Source organism: Nonomuraea sp. B12E4, from assembly GCF_039871825.1.
GTDB lineage: Bacteria > Actinomycetota > Actinomycetes > Streptosporangiales > Streptosporangiaceae > Nonomuraea.
In genome coordinates, this window is sequence record NZ_JBDPME010000001.1 from 991,000 (window position 1) to 1,011,113 (window position 20,114).

The following is a 20,114-nucleotide window of genomic DNA, read 5'->3' on the forward strand; positions in this document are numbered from 1 at the left end:
GGCTCAGGGTGCCGCCGCCGGATCGACCGGTAGCTCCACGGTGATCGTCAGCCCGCCCTCGTCCCGCGGCCGGGCGCCCTTGGGGTGGTTGTGCCGGACGGCGTTCTCCACCAGGTTCCGCACCAGCCGCACCCCCCGCCCGCTCCGGCATGGGCGGGTCGGTCCGCTGGCCCGCCGGCCGAGCGCGTGCACCCGGACGTCCTGCCGCACGTGCTGCCGTTCCTGGCCGCCCACGCCGGCCCCCGGGCGGTTTTGCCGTCGGCGGTCACTCTGGGGAATGATCCGAGGATGACGGTGATAGGTGCGATATTCCGGCCCCAGCTTCCGCCCGAGCGCCTGCGTTCCGTGGTGCGCGCCGCCGAGGACGCCGGGCTGGCGGAGTTGTGGCTGTGGGAGGACTGCTTCCTGGAGAGCGGCATCGCGACGGCGGCCGCGGCCCTGGCCTGGACCGAGCGGTTGCGGATCGCGATCGGCGTGCTGCCGGTGCCCCTGCGCAACGTCGCCCTGACGGCCATGGAGGTGGCGACCCTGCACCGGCTGTTCCCCGGCCGGGTGACGGTAGGCGTCGGGCACGGGGTGCAGCACTGGATGGCGCAGGTGGGGGCGCGGGCGGAGTCGCCGCTGACGCTCCTGCGCGAGCACCTCGACGCGCTCCGGGCGCTGCTGGGCGGGCAGGAGGTCACCGCCGAGGGCCGCTACGTCCGGCTCGACGCGGTCGCCCTCGACTGGCCGCCGCGCACGCCGCCGCCCGTGGTCACGGCGGCCACCGGCCCGCGCACGCTGAGGCTGGCCGGCGAGGCGGCCGACGGCACCGTCCTGCACTCGGGCATGTCCCTCGACCAGGTACGGGAGGCGCGGCGGCTGGTGGACGAGGGCCGGGCGGCGGCCGGCCGCACGGACCCCCACCCGCTGATCGCCTACGTCCAGCCCCGGGGAGGCGATCTGGAGGAGGTCGCCGGGATGGCCCGGGAGTGGGCGCGGGCGGGCGCCGACCACGTGGTGCTGGAACCGGCGGGCGACGAGCCCGACCCGGAGGGCTTCGTGCGCATGGCCGCCGAGGTCGGCGCGCTCGTCGGCAAGGACTGACCTCGCGACGGCCCGGTACGCCGCACGCCGGGCCCGGTGTGCGGCGTACCGGTTCAATGAGGGAGAAGTAGCTGAGGAACGGCGACAACACCCGGGCGGTCGCGAACGGGCCCGCCGCGACCGCCCGGGTCATGACCGCCGCGGCTACGATCATGTTTTGCGTCTTCGCCGCGTTCGGCACCTCCGACGAGCGCGCCCTGCGCGTCATGGGTGTGGGATTGGCGGCTGCGGTGCTGGTGGACGCCACTGTGGTGCGCCTGATCCTGGTGCCTGCCGTCATGGAAGTGCTCGGTGAGCGCAACGGTTGGTTTCCCAGCCTGTCCTTTCGGAGGCTGACACTCAGGCGGAATGGCACGTAATATCCGAACATCGCGAGCGTTGGGGGCGCCAGGGTGCCAGGACAGAGCGTGGGTGTGGTCGTCGATCCGGGAGTTCCTCCGGAAGTTGCCGGACTGCTGCGTGCCAACGGCCCCTTACTGTCCAGGGTCAGGGCCGGTTGGGTGCCGCCCGCCGAGACGCCCCCCGCCCGCCGCAAGAGCCCGTCCAGTGCCCTGCTGCTGGCCGCCACGCCCATCGTGATCGCGCTCATGGCCGTCCTGCTGGCCTCACAGTACGCGCCGGCCGGGTTCGTGCTGCTCGGCACGTACGTGTTCATCGTCCTGGTGAAGATCGCCTCCATGAGCGAGGTGACCGAGGACGACCGGTCGCACGAACGCGGCGTGTACGAGCGGGCCCGCTGGTACGACGGCCGCTACCTGCTGGCCGAGGACTTCGACCAGGAGGCCAGGGCGGTGCTGGTCAGGGCGCAGCGGGCCATCGGGTCCGTGCTGCGCTCCCACGTCAACGCCGAAGGACTGCTCGACGACGCCCGCAACGCCGTGATGCTGCCCACGCAGGAGTGGGACATCGCCCGGTTGCTGGCCAAGCTGTCGGCCCTGCGCCTGGAGCACCGGGAGCTGCTGGCCAGGGGCATCGCGCCGGAGGTGGCCGCGGTGATCGAGCCGCTGGAGCGGGCGCTGAGCAACAGCGAGGCCGCCGTGGTCGCCCGCGTCGAGGCGCTGGAACGGTACGCCGGCCACGTGGCCGAGGCCGAGCGCGCCTACCACGCCCGCGGCCAGATCGAGGAGCTGCGCGCCCGGCTGCCGCGCTACGAGGAGCTGCTGGCCGAGTCGGGCGCGGACGCGCTGGCCGTGCCCGAGATCGATCGGCTGGCCGAGGACGCCGACGTGCTGGAACGCACGCTACGGCGCAGCGTCGAGTCCGCCCACGAGGCTTTCCGCTACTTGGAAGGCTGACACTCAGACAGACAGGCACATAGGATCGATTATGTGCCCGGACGTCATGCGAAGGTGATAGTCGATCCGGCGGTGCCCGACCACGTCGCTTCCCTGCTCCGTGACCATCGCAAACTTCTCCTGCGCATCCAGTCGGGCTGGGCGCCCGAGCACCGGCGCCCCAGCCCGGCGGCCGGCGCCGTGTCCCGGCTGGTGGCGACCTTGACGGCCGTGGCCGCGGTCGTGTATGGCCTGGCCCTGTTCGTCGCCGAACGCTACACGCCCTTCGTGGTGATCATGACGGCCGCCGCGCTGCTGATCGTCAGCGTGCTGCTCAGGCCCCGGCCCGACGCCGAGGTGGAACGCAGGCGCGCCCTCGAACACGAGGTGCACGCCGCCGCGACCGCGAACGAGGGCCGCTACGTGCTGCGCGAGCGCCTCGACGACCCGGCCAGGAGCCTGATGTCCCGCGCCCAGGTGGCCATCGACCAGGTCATGGGCTCCAGCGTCAACGCCGAGGGCCTGCTGGACGACGTGCGCAACGCGGTCATGCTCCCGGCCCAGGAGTGGGAGATCGCCCGGCTGCTGGCCAAGCTGTCGGACCTGCGCGCCGACCACCAGGAGGTCGTCTCCGAGGGCGTCGTCCCCGAGGTGGCCGCCGTCGCCGAGCCCCTCGCCCACGCCCTCGACAGCAGCCATCGGGCGGTGCTGGCCCGGGTGGAGGCCCTGGAGCGCTACGCCGGCCACGTGGCCGAGGCCGAGGCCGCCTACCGCGCCAGGAGCCAGATCGAACGCCTCAGCGCCCGGCTGCCCCGCTACGAGGAACTGCTCGCGGAGTCGGGCGCCGACCAGTCGGCGGTGCCCGAGCTGAGCAGGTTGTCGGACGACGCCGACCGCCTTGAGCAGGCGTTACGCGACAGTGTCAGCTCTGCTCATGAGGCGTTTCGCCACCTTCGCAGCTAATTTGGCCTAGTATCCGGTTGTGTGGCGGATGTGGTAGTGGACCCTGCGGTGCCGCCGGACGACGCTCACGTTCTCAGGGACAGCCGGCGAGTTCTGATCAAGATACGCCAGGGCTGGGCCCCCAGATCGCGCAGAGCCGTCTCGAGCGCGCAATATCGCATGACCGCGGTCATCGGTACGGTGGTGTTCTTCGGGCTGATGACCGGCAGCGGACTGCTGGGCAGGGGACTCGGCCTGCTGATGGCGATCCTGCTCGGCATCCCGTTCGTCATCATCATGTTCGTCCGCAACGACCTTCCCGGGGACGAGCAGGACGAGTACGAACGCGACGTCTACGAGCAACTGCGCTGGTACGAGGGCCGCTACGTGCTCCTGGACGACCTCGACGAGTCCTCCGGCAGGCTGCTCGCCCGCGCCCAGGCGGCCATCGGCGCCGTGACGAACTCCCGGGTCAACGCCGAGGGCCTGCTGGACGACGTGCGCAACGCGGTGATGCTGCCCGCGCAGGAGTGGGAGATCGCCCGGTTGCTGGCCAAGCTGTCGGACCTGCGGACCAAGCACAGGGAGACCGTCTCCAAGGGCCTCACGCCCGAGGTCGCGGCCGTGGCCGAACCCCTCGCCAGGGCCCTGGACAGCAGCGAGGAGGCCGTCCTGGCCCGTGTCGAGGCGCTGGAACGTTATGCGGCCAACGTCACCGAGGCCGAGCGCGCCTTCCTGGCCCACCAACAGATCGCGGAGCTGCGCGGCCGGCTGCACCAGTATGAGGAACTGGTGGCCGAGACCGGGGCGGACGCCTTCGTCGTGCCGGAGCTGGAGCGCCTCGCCGACGACGCCGACCGGCTCGAACAGGCGCTGAGGCGGAGCGTGAGCTCCGCCCACGAGGCGTTCCGACATCTGGAGCCCTGAGCCGCGCCGGCCCGGTGATGTGTCCCGCCTGTCAGGCGACCTGCGCGGCCTTCAGGAGGACGTCGCAGAGGGCGTCGGCGGCGTCCAGCCGGCCCAGCGCGGCCGCGGCCTGCCCCATCGACGAGCGCAGCTCGGGGTCGGCCAGCAGCGGCATCAGCTCGGCCAGCAACTGCTCGCCCGTCGGATGCGGCTCCAGCAGCGCCCGCGCCGCCCCCGCCGAGACCAGGTAGGCCGCGTTCTTGCGCTGCTCGTCCCCGCCCGTCGGGATCAGTGGGATCAGCACGGAGGGCTTGCCGATCGCGGTCAGCTCGGACACCGTGCCCGCCCCGCTGCGCGAGATCACCACGTCGGCCGCGGCGAACAGGTCGGCGAGCTCCGCGCCGACGTACGGCACCGGGTGGTAGCGGTCGGCCAGGTCGGGCGGCAGCGCGACGGCCCGCATCTGGTCGATCCAGGCGGGCCCGCACTGGTGCACGAGCTGCGCGTGCGGCAGCAGCCGCGGCAGGATCTCCGCGATGAGCGTGTTGATCTGCTTGCTGCCCTGCGCCCCGCCGGTCACGTAGATCAGCGGCACCTCGAACGTCAGCCCGAACAGGTCGTAGGCCGCCGCCCGGTTGCCCTGCAGCAGCTCCGGCCGGATCGGATTGCCCGTCACCACGGCCTTCTCCCTGGCGGCGGCGGGCAGGTATTGCAGCGAGGACTCGTGCGACAGTGCGATGCTGGTGGCCAGCCTGGCCAGGATGCGGTTGGCGAGCCCCACCACGGTCGTCTGCTCGTGCATGACCAGCGGCCGGCGGATCAGCTTGGCCGCCACCCCGATCGGCACCGCGACATAGCCCCCGGTCGACAGCACCACGTCGGGCAGGTAGCGGGCGGCGTGCCCCACCGCCTGGAACACCCCGACCGGGATGCGGAACACGTCGGCGATGTTGGTGCCCAGCTCCTTGAGATTGGGGCGGCGCCGCAGCTTGCCCGTGGTGATCGCCTTGAACGGGATGCCGTGCTCGGCCGTGATCCGGGCCTCCAGGCCGCCCGCGGTGCCCACCCAGAGCACGTCGTGCGGCACCTGACGTCGCTGGACGGCCGACAGGGTCGTCAGGGCCGGATAGGTGTGACCACCGGTGCCGCCGCCGGTGATCAACAGTCGCAGGGTTCGTGACATGCGATCAGAGTAGGGCCGCGCAGCGGAAACCGGTGTGCCCGGTCGAGGAGTCCGGCGTGTTCGAGGTGCGGGCGGCCACCCGGTAGCGGTTGCAGTAGGAGTCGTGGCACATGTAGGAGCCGCCGCGGATCACCTTCGCCGTGCCCTCGGCGGGGCCCGTGGGGTTGTCGGCGGAGGGCTCCCAGCTCGTGCCCCACCAGTCGGTGGTCCACTCCCACACGTTGCCGGAGACGTTGTAGAGGCCGTAGCCGTTGGGCTGGAACGACTTCACCGGCATCGTGCCCCTGCTCGGCGCGGTCGGGAAGTGGCCCTGCCAGATGTTGCACCGCTGCCGCCCTTTGGGCGCCAGCTCGTCCCCCCACGGGTATTTCATCCGTGACAGGCCGCCGCGGGCCGCCATCTCCCACTCCGCCTCCGTGGGCAGCCGCTTGCCGGCCCAGGTGGCGTACGCGTTCGCGTCGTGCCACGACACGTGCACCACGGGATGGTTCTGCCGGTCGCCGATCGAGGAGCCGGGTCCCTCCGGGGTGCGCCACGTGGCCGCCTCGACCCCCGCCCACCAGGGTGCCCCCGGCACGCCCGCGTCCATCACGCCGCCCGTGGCGAACCGCGCGAACACGAAGGACCAGCCGATCCGCTCGGCCTCGGTGACGTAGCCGGTCTCCTTGACGAACGTGGCGAACTGCGCGTTCGTCACGCACGCCGGATCGATCATGAACGGGTCCAGCCGGACCTCCCGCACCGGTCCCTCGCCGTCCTCGGGCCGGCCGTCCGGGTCGTCGCCGCCCATGAGGAACGTGCCGCCGGGAATGCGTACCATGCCGCGTGGTGCCTGGCGCCGCACGGTCATCGCGGCGGTCTCCGGAGGCGCCTCGGAGGCGGCGTCCCGGCTCGGACCACAACAAGCGCTCAAGGATCCCCCCAAAGTGTCACGACTCCCCCCGAAGGGTAGTCCCTGAAGCATGCCCACGATCACGCGGCTGCCTCAGGTCACGGCCGCGCAGACGCTCGCTCTGGCCACCACCCTGGTTCTCCCCACCGTCGCCCAGGGCGTCATCGTGCGGCGTCCGCCCGCGGTGCGGCTGGCCGGGCTGGCCGACGCCGACGGGCGGGCGATCCGGCTGCTGCACCGGCTGCGCGCCGAGCACGGCGACGGGCCGCTGCTGGTCCGCGTGCCGAAACGGGGCTGGGCGATGTTGCCACTGGCCTCGCGGGACGTGCGCGAGGTGCTCGAAGACCGGGTCTTCACCCCGGCCAACAGGGAGAAGCGCGGCGCGCTCGGCCACTTCGCGCCCGACTCCGTGCTCATCACCCCCGAACGCGAGCTGCGCGAGCGGCGGCGCGCCCTGAACGAGCAGGTGGTGTGCTCGGACTTCGGCTCGTTCACCCGGGTGATCGAGGAGGAGGCCGCCACGCTGCCCCGCGACGGGATCCTCACCTGGCCGCGCTTCCACGCCGCGCACTGGCGGATCGTGCGCCGTATCGTGCTCGGCGACCACGCCCGTGACGACGTGACGCTCACCCGGCAGCTCGACCGGCTGCGCCGCGACGCCAACTGGTCCTATTTGCGCGGCCACCGCATCGACGTGCTCAGCGCCTTCCGGCGCCGGCTCGCCCGGCACCTGACGCGGGCCGAGCCGGGCAGCCTGGCGGCCGCGCTCGCCGGCACCCACGCGGCGGCCGACGTGCACGCCGAGGGTCAGGCGCCGCACTGGCTGTTCGCCTTCGACGCGGCCGGCATGGCCGCCTACCGGGCGCTCGCGCTGCTGACCAGCCATCCGGGCCCGCGCGACCCCGGCCGGTGGCCCGAACACCTGCGGGCCGCCGTGCTGGAGTCCGTGCGGCTGTGGCCCACCACGCTCGCGATCGTACGTGACATCACGGGCCCGACCCGTTGGAACCTGCCCGAGGGCACAGTCGTGGTCGTCTATTGCCCGTACGTCAACAGGGCGGAGCCCGGCGACGTCTTCCGCCCCGAGCTGTGGCTCGGCGAGGAGGACGTCTGGGCGGGCGTGCCGTTCAGCGTCGGGTTCGCCCGCTGCCCTGGGGAGGATCTCGTGCTCTTCACCGCCGCCACGCTGCTGGGTGCCCTCCTGCGCGGGCGCTCGATCCGGCCGTACGCGGCGCCGGCGCCGCCACTGCCCGCCATCCTCGACCATTTCAGACTCCGTTTCGCCGTAAAAGCGGCAGACCGGTAGCGTTTTCCCATGCGACTCGGCGTGCTGGACATCGGTTCGAACACCGTCCATTTACTGGTCGTCGACGCCCATCGGGGCGCCCGGCCCATGCCTGCCTATTCTCACAAGGTCGATCTGCGCCTGACGGAATACCTCGACGGGGAAAACCGGCTGGCGGCCAGAGGCGTCGAGCGGCTCTGCGAGTTCGTCGGAGAGGCGATGCGGCTGGCCGAGGACAAGGGCGTGGAGGAAGTGCTGGCCTTCGCCACCTCCGCCGTGCGCGAGGCCGCCAACGGCGAGCAGGTGCTCGCCGAGATCGACGCGCGCTGCGGATCGCACATCGAGGTGCTGTCCGGGCGCGACGAGGCCAGGCTGACGTTCCTGGCCGTGCGCCGGTGGTTCGGGTGGTCGTCGGGGCGGCTGCTGGCCTTCGACATCGGGGGCGGCTCGCTGGAGATCGCCGCGGGAGTGGACGAGGAGCCCGACGTGGCCGCCTCGCTGCCGCTGGGTGCCGGGCGGCTGACGCGCGACTGGTTCACCGGCGACCCGCCGTCCGCGGAGGAGGTGCGCAAGCTGCGCAAGCACGTACGCACCGAGATCGCCCGCACGGTCGGCGGCATCGCCCGTTACGGCGAGGCCAACCGGGCGGTCGCCACCTCGAAGACGTTCAAGCAGCTCGCCAGGATCGCCGGGGCCGCGCCCTCCAACGACGGTCCCTACGTCTCGCGCTCGCTGTCGCGGCAGGACATGGCCGACTGGGCGGTCAAGCTCACCACCATGGACTCCGCGGAGCGGGCCGACCTGCCGGGCGTGTCCGAGGGCCGGGCGGCACAGCTCGCGGCCGGGGCGGTGGTCGCCGACGCGGCCATGGACCTGTTCGAGGTGGACCGGCTCGAGGTGTGCCCGTGGGCGTTGCGTGAGGGAGTGATACTGCGCCGGCTCGACATCATGCCGGGACGGCTGGAGCTCAACGGCGGGCCGGGGTAAGCGCGATCTATCCCTACGATTTGCGAAACCTTTGCATGAACTGCCGGTGAGCGGGCATTTTCCGCCGAATGGTGGCAGTGCTCGGCATCATCGGCTCCCTGACGGTGGTTCTGGTCCTCATTGTCCTGGCCGTACTGGTCATCGCCGTGGCGGCCCTGGCGACTTTCGCGGCGCTGGCCGGGTCGATGGCGGACTGGCAGGCGTTGTGGCGGCGGCTGACCCGCGGCCGGGCCCGGCTGACGCTGAAGTTCAGCGCGGACACGGCGCCCGAGCGGCTGCGGGCGCAGCTCACCGGTGGCATCCCCGGGGTGCGTCGCAGGCTCCACCTCGGAGGCGCCCGGCCACGGCCCCACAGCCCCGGCGCCGACGGCAGTGTGGGGGGCGGTGCCGGCGGCGGCCCGCGGGCCCACGGCCGCCGCACGGTACGGCGCAGCATCGGCATCTGAACGGCCGACAGCCGACCCGGCCCGGGTCGGGGGAGGGCTCTCGACTGGCCGGGCCGCTCGGCCGGCGTCCTGTGACGGCCCGGATGTCAGGCCGGACGACGGGTCAGGCCGGCATGCTCATGAGGTGCGGGCCGGCCGCGCCGGGCACATACCGGAGCCTCTTCTCCAAACAGACCACCGCCCCCTTCTGCGCTCTGTTGGTGAATCGGATGTCATCGGCGAGTGCCCGCATGATCTGCAGTCCCCGGCCGTGATCGGCAATCGGCTCCGGTTCCACGATCGCGCGCGGATCGAACCCGCCGCCGGCATCGACGACCTTGATGATGCACATGTGATCGAAGAGTGCCGCGCTGACCCGGTAGCAGTCGCTCGGGTCCGCGTGCTTGATCACGTTGGAGCACGCCTCGGTCAGCATCAGCTCGATGTCGTCGCGGACCTGTTGCTCGACGCCGAGTGACCGCAACGTGACCTCAAGCATCTGCCTGACCAGCGGAACGCTCGCCGCATCCCTGGGCAGTCGGAGAGCTATCGTGGTCTCCACCGCGTCTCCTCCCATTGGATGCGTGCGGTACCCGACTGGTTCTCCCCTCGATCCGATATTCTAATCGTCCTTTTTTATGGCGTTATGTCCGAAAAATTACAGGTCAAGCAGCCGGAGGGCCACCTCCATGGAGGCCTTGTCGATCTCCTCGTCGCTGAACTCGCCCTCCATCGTCAGCCACTTGCCCGCGTGGATCGCGAAGAACGCCAGCGAGTGGATGATGCGCTCGGTGGCCGGCGCCCCCGGCTCGCACATCTCCGCCGACAGGGTGATCATCGTCTCGCGCATCTTGGCGAGCTTCGGATGGTTGCGCAGCGCCGTCTGGTTGCGCTCCAGGAACCTCGCCACCTGCAGATAGCGCGGCATCGTGAGCTGCTCCGCGTAGCGCCGCAGCAGCTCCCGCCGCATCTCCGTGGTCTTCTCCTGGCCCCTGGCCCACTCGAGCAACCCCTCCAGCTCGGCGACGCGCAGATCGACCAGGCTCGTGACGATGTCGTCCTTGGTCTTGAAGTGGTAGTAGAGGGCGGCCTTCGTCACGCCGAGCTCCTCGGCGATCTCGCGCAGGGACGTCGCCTCGTAGCCCTGCTCAGTGAAGAGCCGCAGTGCGATCTCCTGGATCCGGGCTCGCGTGTCTTCCCGCACAATTGCACCTTTTCGACTTGACGGCCGACAAGTAAGTATTTACCTTATTCTATGCTTGCCGGTCGGCAAGTAAGCAACGGGTCTACATGGGGGTGTGTGGTGGCGGAGGCAGTCGGACGACGCCGGGAGGTCATGGTCGTCCTGCCGGGGCTGCTGCTGGCGATGATGCTGGCGATGCTGGACAACATGGTCGTGGGCACGGCCATGCCGAAGATCCTGATCGAGTTCGGCGGCTTAGCGCACATGTCGTGGGTCGTGACGGCGTATGTGCTGGGCACGACCGTCTCCACCCCGATCTGGGGGAAGATCGGAGACCTGTACGGCCGTAAGAGCATCTTCATCGTCTCGATCGTCATCTTCATGGCCGGCTCCGCCCTCTGCGGCATGGCCGGCTCCTCGATGCTCGGCGGCCCGGAGAACGGCATGGCCCAGCTCATCGCGTTCCGCGCGGTGCAGGGGCTGGGCGCGGGCGGCCTGATGGTCAACGTCATGGCGATCATCGGCGACCTGGTGCCGCCGCGCGAGCGCGGCCAGTACACCGGCATCATGGCCGGCGTCATGTCGCTGGCGATGATCGCGGGCCCGCTGGTCGGCGGGTTCATCACCGACAACCTCGACTGGCGCTGGGCCTTCTACGTCAACCTGCCGGTCGGCGCGGTCGCGCTCGTGCTGCTGGTGCTGAAGCTGCACCTGCCCAAGCTGCACAACAAGGTACGGATCGACTGGCCGGGCGCGCTGCTGCTGTCCATCAGCATCACCGCCATGGTGCTCATCACCACCTGGGGCGGCAACGACTACGCCTGGGGCTCCTGGCAGATCCTGTCCCTGGCCGCGCTCGCCGTGGTCACGCTGGTGGCCTTCATCCTGGTGGAGCGCCGGATGGAGGAGCCGATCCTGCCGCTGCAGCTCTTCCGCAACCGCAACTTCACGCTGATCTCGGCCATCGGCTTCCTGCTCGGCTTCGCCATGTTCGGCGCGATCAACTTCCTGCCGGTGTTCCAGCAGATGGTGCAGGGTGCCACCGCCACCAACTCCGGCCTGCTGCTGCTGCCCATGATGGCGGCCTCCATGGTCGTGTCGCTGTTCGTGGGCAAGGCCATCACCAGCACCGGCAAGTACAAGATCTACCCGATCGTCGGCGGTGTCGGCATGGCCGCGGGCATGTGGCTGCTGTCCACCATGGACGTGTCCACCCCAGCCTGGCTGACCGGCGTGCACATCGCCGTGCTGGGCCTCGGCATGGGCTTCCTCATGCAGACCACGCTGCTGATCGCCCAGAACAGCGTGGAGCAGAAGGACCTCGGCGTCGCCAGCAGCGCGAGCACGTTCTTCCGGTCGATCGGCGGCTCGTTCGGCGTGTCGCTGTTCGGCGCGATCTTCAACAACCGGCTCCTGTCGGAGCTGACCGACAGGTTCGGCCCGGAGGCGGGCGAGAAGCTGTCCCGGGGCGGCGCCCAGATGGATCCGGAGATGCTGGAGCAGATGCCGCCGGCCATGCACACCGGCCTGCTGGAGTCGCTGTCCAGCTCGCTGACCGGGGTCTTCGGATGGGCGATCCTGTTCGCGATCCTGGTGCCGCTGCTGGCGGCGTTCGTCAAGGAGATCCCGCTGCGCGGGGCCCCGTCCGTGGACGCCGTCAAGGAGGAGCAGGCCACCCCGGCGGCAAGCTGAAGAGCCGGTCGAGCGCGGTGAGCTGGCACAGGCCGCGCACGTAGGGCGTCAACGCGACCCCGGCGCTGGGGCTGTACGAGTCGGCGGGGATGCGCGCGATCATGGCCATCGACGTCTGGCGCCGCCACCTGCGCGTCCGACCCCGCCCGGGACCGGCCGCCACGCCGGGCTTCCGGTCACGCAGGTGGTGCCGGGCCCGAACCGTGGTGCCGGGTGAGGGCGAGCGGTTGCGGATCAGACGCGGTGGTGGGCCAGGTGGTCCAGGACCGACTGGTTCGCCTCCCAGCCGTCCGGGAACTTCACCGGCACCCCGAGCTGCACCGGCTCGGCCGACGGGTGCGCGTCGAGCAGCTCGGCGATGCCCGCCCGGGCCACCACCACGCACGCGTGCCGGTGCCGGGACGCCAGCACGCACAGCCGGCCCGACTCCAGGTGGAAGGCCGTGGCGTCGCGCCGCCCCGACAGCGGGTGCAGCACGATCGTCACGTCGTACTCGCGGCCCTGCAGCCGGTTGGCGGTGTCCACGGTGATCTCGGAGGGCAGCCCGGCGGCGCGGATGGCGGCCACCTGGTCCCGGTGGGCGGCCCCGACGGCGATGCGGTCGGCCGTCACCGGGCGCTCGCCCTGCTCCGAGCTCGCCACCGCGCCCCGCTGCAGCAGCCGCTCCGCCAGCAGCGCCACCGCCTGGACGGCCTCCCCGTCCGTACGCACGGTGTGCCGGTTCGGCAGCTCCAGCAGCGCCCACCCCGACCGGGCGGCCTCCTCCAGCGCCCGGTCGTGCACGGTCCCCATGCCGCCCGTGGCCAGCTCCAGCCGCCGCTCCCCTTCGGAGGTGCCCGCCCGGAACCCGGTGAACGGATAGAACGCCCGCGACACCACGGGCGCGGCCGACGCCGGCAGCCGCCACGACACCGGCAGCCGGTGCACCGGCAGGTCCGGATTGTGCCGCAGCAGCACCGACACCGCGCTCTGCAGCGGATCCCAGGACAACCCCGACCAGCGGTCGCCGTCCACGATCGAGAACGGGTCGAGCTGCCCAGGATCGCCCACGAACAACGCCCGCTCGAACAACCCCGCGATCCGCAGCAGCTTGTCCGACCGCATCTGGTACGCCTCGTCCACGATCGCCCACGGCCACACCCGGCCCGCGATCCAGGCCCACTTGTCGGCGGTGGCGATGACGATGTCCGGATCGCCGAGATCCTGGATCCTGGTGCCGAACCGCACCCCGGGCAGCTCCAGCATGCGCAGCGGCGGCACGTAGCCGCTCGCCGACAGCCGTCCCACGCTCAGGTGCGGGTGCTTGCCCGAGATCCTGGTCACCAGGTCGTCGACCTGCTCGTTGGTCTGGGCGACGATCATCAGCGGCTCGCCGGTGGCCGCGATGTGCGCGGCGGCGCGTACGACCAGCGTGGACTTGCCCGCCCCCGGCGGCGAGTCCACCACCACACCGCGATGACGGGGCAGGTCGGCCAGGACGTCCCTGATGACCTGTTCCGGCCGGACGTCCTGGTCCAGGCCGCCGGCTCCGGTCGGCGGGTTCACGACCACTCCTCCTGGGCGTCCTCGTCGTCGGGCACGTAGTCCTGCGGCGGTCCGCCGTGGGTCCACGGCGTGGCCTCGGCGTCGGGGAGGTTGGGCGAGCCCTGGAAGTCGTCGGTCAGCGAGGTGTAGCAGACCCGCTCACCCACCTCCGGCACGGCGCCGGGAGCCGCCGTCCGGCCCCGGCCCATGCCCTTGGTGATCTTCACGGTGGCGAGCCCCTCGCCCGCCGACACCAGCTCGGCGCCCTGGGCACGGCGTTGCGGGGTGCCCAGGGACGCGCCGGGCGGCAGGCGTACCGGATCGTCGGTCTTGATCACCACCAGCGGGCGGAGCTTGCGCGAGCGGCCCTCGCCCTCGATGTTGTCCGGGTCGGTCTCGACCACCTCGCCCGCGAACGCCTCGCCGGTCAGCCGGTATTCGGCCATCACGAGCGGGTCGTCGTAGGCGCGCTGCACGTCGTAGGCGGCCTGGGCGCGCTCCATGCGGGCCAGCTTGGCCGCGGCGGCCACGGCGCCGTCACGCCGGGGCTGCGGCGGCGTGCCCTCGGCCAGATGCGTCGCCATGCCGCTGAACGAGCCCCGGTCCTGCTCCCACCGCTGGGCCACGCTCGCGCCCGCGGGCAGCCCGGCGAGCAGGTCGATCGCCTGCCACATGAGCCGCCAGGTGGGTTCGAGCTGCGTGCGCAACGCCTCGGCGATGCGCTCGGGCTTCCCGCGCTCGATCGCCGGCGCCAGCACCTCCGCGTCGAACCCGGGATCGGTCGCGGGCCCGGCGGGTGGCCAGAGGAGGGGATCCTCGGCCTCGTCGCTCGGCCCGGTGGTGATCCAGCCGAGCAGCGCCGCCAGGTTGGCGTCCTCCAGCCCGCTCTGCCCACTCGCCCAGTGCCGGCCCAGCTCCTCGGTCGCGGCCAGCATCAGGGCCGAGCCCGGGTACGCCGCCCGCTCCCCGAAATAGGTCAGCCACCGCCCCAGCAGCGGCACCGCCTCCGGCACCGGGTGGGGCCCGTCGGCCCGGCGGAAACGCGTCGAGCGGCCGAGCAGCCGGGTGAAGGCCACGCCCCCCTGGTTCGGCACGACGAGCTGCGGCGCGTCCATGGCCCGCTCGTAGGGGTCGGCGTTCCTGCGCTCCACCGTCTCGGTGTCGGCGAGGAAGCTCTCGACGTACGGCAGCAGCACCCCGGCCAGCTCGGCGGCCCAGGCGAAGCGCAGGTCCCGGTTGCGCGGCTGGGTCACCACGAGCAGCCGGGGCCGTTCGCGATCCGTGCCGAGCATGGCGGCCAGCGGCGCGGCGGCCTCGCCCGACAGCTTGAGCGGCACGAACACCATCGGCCGCGCCGACAGATGGCAGTGCCTGACGGTCGCGACGGGCTGCGCGATGCCCTCCTCCAGGGCCCGCAGCCGGGCCAGCGAGGTCAGCAGGCTCACGTGAGGCACTCCCGGCGCAGGCGTTCGGCGTTGCGGAGCAGCCGGGCGATCTCCTCCTGACCCGCGGCGGGGTCCCGGGTGCCCTCGGCCAGGCCGAGCGCCTCCGCCACCGAGGCCACCCCGCCCAGCTCGTCGCGCACCTGGCGGCCCAGCAGGTCGGAGGCGCCCTCCTGGCGGGCCTCGTCCCGGCAGAAGAAGCACAGGTCGCAGGTGGACAGGCAGTCGGGCGCGTACCGGGCCGTGGCCGTGCGCAGCGCGTCGGCCAGCTCCGCCACCGGCCTGGTGGGCCGCCCGTCCTCGTCCGGCCGCAGGTCGAACGTGACCTCCTCGGGCACTCCCGACAGCAGCCGGTCGAGCGAGGTCATCCGGGTGAGCTGGCGGCGCAGCACGGCGAGCTGCTTGCGGACGTCGACGAGGGTCGCGACGGGCCGGTTGGCGAAGTTCTCCGGGCAGACCAGCACCACCTCGTGCGCGACCTTCAGCGGGTCGTGGCCCAGCTCCTCCAGCAGCGTGCGCAGCGCCAGCACGTAGACGGCCGCCTGCCGCGCGGCCGCCGCCACCGCCGCCGGGTCGGCCTGGCCGTCGATCACCGCGAACGACTTGATCTCCACGATGTGGAACCGGCCGCCGAGCTGGAACGCCACGACGTCCGGCTCCAGATAGGCGGTGTGCCCGGCGATCTCCAGGGTGAACAGCGGGTGGTCGTACAGGGTGCCCGCGTCCTGGCCGCCGGCCGCCGCGCGGTCGATCAGCGCCCTGGTGTGGGCGTGGCGCAGATGGGCGCCGACGTTCTCCACGTCGTGGTAGGCGACCTCGGCGATCGGCAGCCCCAGCGCCTCGCGCAGCATCCGCAGCAGCTCCGCGCACCCGTCGGCCTTGACCAGCCCCTCGAACACGTTGCCGCGGGTGATCGCGAACGGCGACTGCCCGAACGGCGCGGGGAACCCCAGGTGCCGGGCGGCGGCGTCCTTGTCGATGCCGGCGCCGTCCATGAGCGCGCGGCGGGTGCACCCGGGATTGGCGGCCAGCGCCGCGATGGCACGGGCGTCGTGCGGGCGCGGCGGGGTCGTGCCCCGCAACGCGTCGAGACGCCGCTGCGCGCTCACGACGCGCCCTCACGGTCGGCTTCGCGCTTCGAGCCGCTCACTTGGCTTTCTCCTTCATGATCGTGCTGAGCGTAGCGGCACCGAACAGGCGGGCGACGTCACCTAGCTGCGCCGTCGCGCGTTCTGCCAGCTCGGCGCGGTCCCGCGTGTCGCGCCCGGCGTGCACCCGCAGCTCGGCGCGGGCCGCCTCGGCCACCCGGACGGGGTCCGGCGGGCCGAACGTGCCGTCGGTGGCGCCGGGGATGTTCCTGGCCATCCTGACCAGTAATCGGGCCGCCCGGCCGTCGCCCTGGTCGTGCTCGGCCACCGCGATGGCGCAGGTCAGGAAGTCGACGCGAGGGCTGAGGGGGCCGACGACGCGCCGCTCCAGCGGCCAGGTGCTGAGGGTGAGCAGGCCGCGGGCGGGGGAGAGGCGGTCGGTCAGGGCGGCGCACAGATAGTACGGCCGCCCGAACGGCGAGGACCTGAACGAGCGTTCCTCGTCCCGGCGCAGGCTGGTGAGCTGGGCGCTGCGGATCGTGCCGCCGAAGAACGCGTCGCTGACGGCCACGACGAGCCTCGGCTGCGCGGCCGCCCCCAGCAGGCGCAACCCCTGGTGCGCCTGCTCGCGCACGGTGACCAGGCGCGGCGCCTCCGCCTTGATCTCCGGCTGCCCGCCGCTCACGAGGGCGTCCCAGGCGCGTTCGGCCGAGCGCAGCTCGGCCCGCAGCGTGCGGGCGGCGGCCGCGTCGCGGTGCCGCATGGCCTTGCGCACCCCGGCCCGCAACCCGTCGATCCGCCGCTCGAGCTCGTCCAGCCGGTCACTCATGGCGCGAGCGTATCAACAGTCCCAGTATTTTCCAGTAATTTCGCGCTATCGACGCGATCACGTGATCTACGGCGTAAAGCCGTCCGCCGGGCACACCCGCCGGCCCGGCCGCGGGCCCGCGTCACCCGGCCACGGCGTCGGCATCCGTCCCTCGGTCAGGCGGTCGTGGCCACCACCCACATCCGGTCCTCGGTGAGGAACCGGTCCAGCCGGAGCCCCTCGGCCGCCAGATCGGCCGCCAACTGGTCGTCCGTGAGCCGCTTGGACGCGAACGACTGCGTCCACACCTTGTCCTGGCCATAGCCGTAGCGCATGGTCGCGTGAAAGATTCCCGGCGAGACCTCCGCCACCGCGTCCATGGTGATCGTGAAGTCGCCGTCCTGCCGTCCCATCCCCACGTGCCACCGGTCGTGCGCCTCGGCGGGCATCCACTGGATCAGCACGGAGCCCCCGGACTTGACGTGCCGCGCGCACGTCCCGAGCAGCTCCCGCCGGGACAGGTCGTCCACGGTGTTCACGAGCTGAGAGGCCAGCATGACGGTGTCGAACCGCCGGTCGAGCCGCAGGCTCTGGACCCGCCCCAGCACGGTTTCCGCGCCGCGCACGCGGGCCAGCATCTCGGCCGACTCGTCCACGGCCACGACCTCGAAGCCGTTCTCGACCAGGGCATGCGTGACGCGCCCGACGCCCGCGCCCAGCTCAAGGATGGAGCCGCCGGCGGGGGTCACCTGGGCGACGAGGTCGGGCTCGGCGCCCGGCGGCAGCAAGCTGTAGAAGTCGACGGGCGATCCGTCGGGGGTGATGGGCCCGGGGCCCGTGCCAACATTACGCATGATCCGAACATAACCCCCGGATCTACGCGATGCCGAACGAATCCCTCACCTCCTCGATACGGTGCGTAATCGCAGGCAGAGGCGGGGACGAAGACCGCTGTGACCTCCGAGATCCGCCGCCTGACGGGCGCCCTCGCCGGCCTGGCCGCCCTCGCCCCCGTCTACTACCTGGCCGAAGCGGCCGCCAGGGCCCTGCGCGTGGGCAACGCCACGTTCGGCCCGGCACCGGCCGGCCTCGGCTATCTGGCGGCGGTGGCCGCCATCGTCGTCCTCCTGACCGCCTGGCCCCCGGCCGCGCTCGCCTGCGGCCTGCCGCTGGCCGCCGCCGGAGTCCTGTTCGCCCTGGACCTGGACGCCGCGCTCGGGGCGGCGGGCAGCCTGCCCTGGTCGCGCGCGGGCGGCCTGCCGTGGTCGCAACCCGGCGCGCCCTGGGCCGAGGCCGGCGAGCCCCCGGGCACCCTGGCCGGCGCGAGCGGCCTCTACGCGCTCATCGGCGCGCTCCTGGTGCTCTCGGCGCTGCTGCCCGGCCGGTTGCGATCTATCCTGAGCGGTTGACATCCTCCCCCGCCTGAAGGACGGGGGATTCCAACCACACTCACCCCACCAGGAGGAGAGCGTGTTGAGGTTCACGGTTCGCCGGCTCGCCCAACGGCGGGCCTCCCCGTGCGGACACGGCATGCCCTGCCGCGTGTGCGATGTTCCGCGCCGCGTTCACATCAGCGTTGCCCGCATGACCGCAGGACCGGCACCGGAAACGCGCTTGGCTCTCACGCGCCTCCCGATCCACCACCCCGCACGCCTAACGCGACATGCCGACCAAACTACAGAACGTCACCGACAAAATCAGGGGACCCTCGTGACCCACCGTTCCGCATTTCCTCCCCGCCCTGAAGGACGGAGCCTCCACGCTGCAGGTAGTCGGTGAGTGGACGGGATCCGGACCGGCGCAGGGCGCTGCTCGACGCCGCCGACCGGGTCATCCTCAGCGGCGGCCCCGAGGTGTCCATGGCGGCCATCGCCGCCGAGGCGGGCATCACCAAGCCCATCCTCTACCGCCACTTCGGCGACAAGAGCGGCCTCTACCAGGCGCTGGCCGACCGGCACGTACGCACGGTCATCGCCCAGCTCCGGCCCAAGATCGCCAAGGCGGGGGCCGACCTGCGGGCCAGGGCCAGGGAGGCCATCGGCGTCTACCTCGACCTGGTCTCGGCCAACCTCAACCTCTACCGGTTCCTGGTGCACCGGGCCGGCGCCGAGGACGCCAGGATCCGCTCCCACATGACCTCGCTGGTGCGCGGCCTGGGCGAGGAGCTCGGCGGCGTGCTGGCGGCCGAGCACGCGGTCCCCGACCCGGTGCGGGCGCAGGTGCTCGGGCACGCGTTCGTCGGCATGGTGCAGTCGACCGGCGACTGGTGGCTCGACCATCCGGAGGTGGACCGCGCCCAGGTGGTGGAGGGCCTGGTCGACGTGATCGCCGCCGCGCTCAGCCAGCGGGACGGGAGCGGCCGCCGGGCGGCGGCAACATCCTGAGCAGGTCCCACTCGTTCTCGCACACCCGGCGCCCGATCGCCGCCAGCTCCACCGAGCGGGCGCCGCCGCGCAGGTGGCGCATGGTCTGCATGACGCAGATGATCCCCCACTTCAGCACCCCGAACGTCTCCCACCACCGCAACGCCTCCCGCTCGGGGCAGCCGGGTCACCCGGCCGGGCGGGCTCAGGGCAGCCAGCTCACCTTGCCGCGCAGGAAGGCGTACCCGACGAAGGCCACGGCGTCGATGACCGTGTGCGCCACGATCAGCGGCATCGCGCGCCCCCACCGTTGGTACATCCGCCCGAACACCAGCCCCATCACCACGTTCCCGGCGAAGCCCCCGAAACCCTGATACAGGTGGTACGACCCCCGCAACAGCGACGACACCACGAGGGCCCGCCACGGCCCCCACCCGGCCTGCCCCAGCCGGTGCAGCAGGTATCCGGCGACCACCACCTCCTCCAGCACCCCGTTCTGCGCCGCGGCGAGCAGCAGCACCGGCACCTGCCACCACACGTCCGGCAGCGCGCCGGCGACGACCGTGAGGTTCACTCCGAACGCCCACACCGCGAGGTAGAAGGCCAGTCCCGAGCCGCCGATCACGGCCGCGAGCACCGCCCCGCGCAGCAGGTCGCGCCCCGGCTGCCGGAAGTCCGTGCCGATCGTCCGCAGCGACTCGCCCGAGCGCACCATCAGGTACGCCACCAGCCCCACGGGCGCCACGGCGATCGCGATCTGGACGAGCTGCAACGTCAGGTCCAGCCAGGGCCGCCCCGGCGCCATCGAGCCGACGAGCACGGCCTGCTGGCTCTTCAGCTCCTTCGGGGCCGTGAGCGCGCCGACCAGCCGTACGAACGCCACCAGCGCGCTGGCGCCGAGCGAGACCGACAGCACGGCGATGACCTCGGCCCGGATGAGCCGCGGCCCGAGCATCGGGGCCGGCGCAGAGGGAGAGTCTGTCCGCATGGCCGCAGACTAGCCGCTCCAAGATCGGACCCGCATAAAGACCCCT

Annotated in this window: 24 protein-coding genes; 11 read left to right on the plus strand and 13 right to left on the minus strand. The window is 72.0% G+C overall.

Annotated features, from left to right (window positions below; translation table 11 throughout):
• Window positions 1-3: 3 nt before the first annotated feature.
• Window positions 4-234: a hypothetical protein gene (locus tag ABGB18_RS04575; RefSeq protein ID WP_347694046.1), complete on the minus strand. Its 231-nt coding sequence runs from the start codon at window positions 232-234 to the stop codon at window positions 4-6.
• A gap of 54 nt (window positions 235-288) precedes the next feature.
• Between ABGB18_RS04575 and ABGB18_RS04580 the strand changes: the two genes are divergently transcribed.
• The 5 genes from ABGB18_RS04580 (at window position 289) to ABGB18_RS04600 (ending at window position 4,229) form a co-directional block, all read left to right on the plus strand.
• Complete coding sequence (locus ABGB18_RS04580; RefSeq protein ID WP_347694047.1) at window positions 289-1,086, plus strand: LLM class flavin-dependent oxidoreductase; 798 nt, start codon at window positions 289-291, stop codon at window positions 1,084-1,086.
• Between the two features lie 71 nt (window positions 1,087-1,157).
• Complete coding sequence (locus ABGB18_RS04585; RefSeq protein ID WP_347694299.1) at window positions 1,158-1,445, plus strand: MMPL family transporter; 288 nt, start codon at window positions 1,158-1,160, stop codon at window positions 1,443-1,445.
• Between the two features lie 48 nt (window positions 1,446-1,493).
• On the plus strand, window positions 1,494-2,381 hold the full coding sequence (locus ABGB18_RS04590; RefSeq protein ID WP_347694048.1) for a hypothetical protein: 888 nt from the start codon (window positions 1,494-1,496) through the stop codon (window positions 2,379-2,381).
• Window positions 2,382-2,414: 33 nt separating this feature from the next.
• Window positions 2,415-3,323 (plus strand): hypothetical protein, encoded by a 909-nt coding sequence (locus ABGB18_RS04595; protein WP_347694049.1) that lies wholly within the window; start codon window positions 2,415-2,417, stop codon window positions 3,321-3,323.
• Window positions 3,324-3,482: 159 nt separating this feature from the next.
• Window positions 3,483-4,229 carry a hypothetical protein gene (locus tag ABGB18_RS04600; protein WP_347694050.1) on the plus strand — a complete coding sequence of 249 codons (747 nt, stop codon included), beginning with the start codon at window positions 3,483-3,485 and terminating at the stop codon, window positions 4,227-4,229.
• Between the two features lie 31 nt (window positions 4,230-4,260).
• Here ABGB18_RS04600 and ABGB18_RS04605 read toward each other — a convergent pair whose 3' ends face one another.
• Together ABGB18_RS04605 and ABGB18_RS04610 are read right to left on the minus strand one after the other, a co-directional pair.
• On the minus strand, window positions 4,261-5,391 hold the full coding sequence (locus ABGB18_RS04605; protein WP_347694051.1) for a UDP-N-acetylglucosamine--N-acetylmuramyl-(pentapeptide) pyrophosphoryl-undecaprenol N-acetylglucosamine transferase: 1,131 nt from the start codon (window positions 5,389-5,391) through the stop codon (window positions 4,261-4,263).
• A gap of 4 nt (window positions 5,392-5,395) precedes the next feature.
• On the minus strand, window positions 5,396-6,241 hold the full coding sequence (locus ABGB18_RS04610; protein ID WP_347694052.1) for a formylglycine-generating enzyme family protein: 846 nt from the start codon (window positions 6,239-6,241) through the stop codon (window positions 5,396-5,398).
• Window positions 6,242-6,353: 112 nt separating this feature from the next.
• Between ABGB18_RS04610 and ABGB18_RS04615 the strand changes: the two genes are divergently transcribed.
• From ABGB18_RS04615 to ABGB18_RS04625, 3 genes are all read left to right on the plus strand, one after another.
• On the plus strand, window positions 6,354-7,589 hold the full coding sequence (locus tag ABGB18_RS04615) for a cytochrome P450 (protein WP_347694053.1): 1,236 nt from the start codon (window positions 6,354-6,356) through the stop codon (window positions 7,587-7,589).
• A 9-nt stretch (window positions 7,590-7,598) separates the two neighbouring features.
• Window positions 7,599-8,555: a Ppx/GppA phosphatase family protein gene (locus ABGB18_RS04620; RefSeq protein ID WP_347694054.1), complete on the plus strand. Its 957-nt coding sequence runs from the start codon at window positions 7,599-7,601 to the stop codon at window positions 8,553-8,555.
• A gap of 68 nt (window positions 8,556-8,623) precedes the next feature.
• Window positions 8,624-9,001, plus strand: coding sequence for a hypothetical protein (locus ABGB18_RS04625; RefSeq protein WP_347694055.1), 378 nt, complete (start codon window positions 8,624-8,626; stop codon window positions 8,999-9,001).
• A 103-nt stretch (window positions 9,002-9,104) separates the two neighbouring features.
• On the opposite strand, the gene ABGB18_RS04630 is transcribed toward ABGB18_RS04625, so the two are convergent.
• Together ABGB18_RS04630 and ABGB18_RS04635 are read right to left on the minus strand one after the other, a co-directional pair.
• Complete coding sequence (locus tag ABGB18_RS04630; RefSeq protein ID WP_347694056.1) at window positions 9,105-9,542, minus strand: ATP-binding protein; 438 nt, start codon at window positions 9,540-9,542, stop codon at window positions 9,105-9,107.
• Window positions 9,543-9,638: 96 nt separating this feature from the next.
• On the minus strand, window positions 9,639-10,184 hold the full coding sequence (locus tag ABGB18_RS04635) for a helix-turn-helix domain-containing protein (RefSeq protein ID WP_347694057.1): 546 nt from the start codon (window positions 10,182-10,184) through the stop codon (window positions 9,639-9,641).
• A 99-nt stretch (window positions 10,185-10,283) separates the two neighbouring features.
• Here ABGB18_RS04635 and ABGB18_RS04640 point away from each other — a divergent pair, with 99 nt between their 5' ends.
• Complete coding sequence (locus ABGB18_RS04640) at window positions 10,284-11,855, plus strand: MDR family MFS transporter (protein WP_347694058.1); 1,572 nt, start codon at window positions 10,284-10,286, stop codon at window positions 11,853-11,855.
• Window positions 11,856-12,089: 234 nt separating this feature from the next.
• Here ABGB18_RS04640 and ABGB18_RS04645 read toward each other — a convergent pair whose 3' ends face one another.
• From ABGB18_RS04645 to ABGB18_RS04665, 5 genes are all read right to left on the minus strand, one after another.
• Window positions 12,090-13,400 (minus strand): AAA family ATPase, encoded by a 1,311-nt coding sequence (locus ABGB18_RS04645; protein WP_347694059.1) that lies wholly within the window; start codon window positions 13,398-13,400, stop codon window positions 12,090-12,092.
• Window positions 13,397-14,824, minus strand: a complete 1,428-nt coding sequence (locus tag ABGB18_RS04650; protein WP_347694060.1) for a hypothetical protein — start codon at window positions 14,822-14,824, stop codon at window positions 13,397-13,399. Before ABGB18_RS04650 ends, ABGB18_RS04645 begins: the two co-directional genes overlap by 4 nt.
• Window positions 14,821-15,930, minus strand: a complete 1,110-nt coding sequence (locus tag ABGB18_RS04655) for a hypothetical protein (RefSeq protein ID WP_347694061.1) — start codon at window positions 15,928-15,930, stop codon at window positions 14,821-14,823. Before ABGB18_RS04655 ends, ABGB18_RS04650 begins: the two co-directional genes overlap by 4 nt.
• A gap of 37 nt (window positions 15,931-15,967) precedes the next feature.
• Entirely contained in the window at window positions 15,968-16,738 is a 771-nt protein-coding gene (locus ABGB18_RS04660; protein ID WP_347694062.1) for a hypothetical protein, read from the minus strand.
• Between the two features lie 155 nt (window positions 16,739-16,893).
• The gene (locus ABGB18_RS04665) at window positions 16,894-17,571 is read right to left on the minus strand and encodes a class I SAM-dependent methyltransferase (protein ID WP_347694063.1); all 678 of its coding nucleotides are present in this window, start codon (window positions 17,569-17,571) and stop codon (window positions 16,894-16,896) included.
• A gap of 99 nt (window positions 17,572-17,670) precedes the next feature.
• On the opposite strand from ABGB18_RS04665, the gene ABGB18_RS04670 reads away from it, so the two are divergent.
• Entirely contained in the window at window positions 17,671-18,126 is a 456-nt protein-coding gene (locus tag ABGB18_RS04670; RefSeq protein ID WP_347694064.1) for a hypothetical protein, read from the plus strand.
• A 40-nt stretch (window positions 18,127-18,166) separates the two neighbouring features.
• On the opposite strand, the gene ABGB18_RS04675 is transcribed toward ABGB18_RS04670, so the two are convergent.
• Complete coding sequence (locus ABGB18_RS04675) at window positions 18,167-18,361, minus strand: zinc ribbon domain-containing protein (protein ID WP_347694065.1); 195 nt, start codon at window positions 18,359-18,361, stop codon at window positions 18,167-18,169.
• Window positions 18,362-18,492: 131 nt separating this feature from the next.
• On the opposite strand from ABGB18_RS04675, the gene ABGB18_RS04680 reads away from it, so the two are divergent.
• Complete coding sequence (locus ABGB18_RS04680) at window positions 18,493-19,101, plus strand: TetR/AcrR family transcriptional regulator (protein WP_347694066.1); 609 nt, start codon at window positions 18,493-18,495, stop codon at window positions 19,099-19,101.
• On the opposite strand, the gene ABGB18_RS04685 is transcribed toward ABGB18_RS04680, so the two are convergent.
• Both ABGB18_RS04685 and ABGB18_RS04690 read right to left on the minus strand, forming a co-directional pair.
• Window positions 19,055-19,243 carry a hypothetical protein gene (locus ABGB18_RS04685; RefSeq protein WP_347694067.1) on the minus strand — a complete coding sequence of 63 codons (189 nt, stop codon included), beginning with the start codon at window positions 19,241-19,243 and terminating at the stop codon, window positions 19,055-19,057. The genes ABGB18_RS04680 and ABGB18_RS04685 overlap by 47 nt on opposite strands.
• A 42-nt stretch (window positions 19,244-19,285) precedes the next feature.
• Window positions 19,286-20,068 (minus strand): CPBP family intramembrane glutamic endopeptidase, encoded by a 783-nt coding sequence (locus ABGB18_RS04690; RefSeq protein ID WP_347694068.1) that lies wholly within the window; start codon window positions 20,066-20,068, stop codon window positions 19,286-19,288.
• Window positions 20,069-20,114 lie beyond the last annotated feature (46 nt).

Excerpts from the sequence above, each read along its gene's own strand:
- ABGB18_RS04580 (WP_347694047.1), top strand. The coding sequence starts at position 289 with ATGACGGTGATAGGTGCGATATTCCGGCCCCAGCTTCCGCCCGAGCGC.
- ABGB18_RS04600 (WP_347694050.1), top strand. The coding sequence starts at position 3,483 with ATGACCGCGGTCATCGGTACGGTGGTGTTCTTCGGGCTGATGACCGGC.
- ABGB18_RS04605 (WP_347694051.1), bottom strand. The coding sequence starts at position 5,391 with ATGTCACGAACCCTGCGACTGTTGATCACCGGCGGCGGCACCGGTGGT.
- ABGB18_RS04610 (WP_347694052.1), bottom strand. The coding sequence starts at position 6,241 with ATGACCGTGCGGCGCCAGGCACCACGCGGCATGGTACGCATTCCCGGC.
- ABGB18_RS04615 (WP_347694053.1), top strand. The coding sequence starts at position 6,354 with ATGCCCACGATCACGCGGCTGCCTCAGGTCACGGCCGCGCAGACGCTC.
- ABGB18_RS04620 (WP_347694054.1), top strand. The coding sequence starts at position 7,599 with ATGCGACTCGGCGTGCTGGACATCGGTTCGAACACCGTCCATTTACTG.
- ABGB18_RS04625 (WP_347694055.1), top strand. The coding sequence starts at position 8,624 with ATGGTGGCAGTGCTCGGCATCATCGGCTCCCTGACGGTGGTTCTGGTC.
- ABGB18_RS04660 (WP_347694062.1), bottom strand. The coding sequence starts at position 16,738 with ATGAGTGACCGGCTGGACGAGCTCGAGCGGCGGATCGACGGGTTGCGG.
- ABGB18_RS04665 (WP_347694063.1), bottom strand. The coding sequence starts at position 17,571 with ATGCGTAATGTTGGCACGGGCCCCGGGCCCATCACCCCCGACGGATCG.
- ABGB18_RS04690 (WP_347694068.1), bottom strand. The coding sequence starts at position 20,068 with ATGCGGACAGACTCTCCCTCTGCGCCGGCCCCGATGCTCGGGCCGCGG.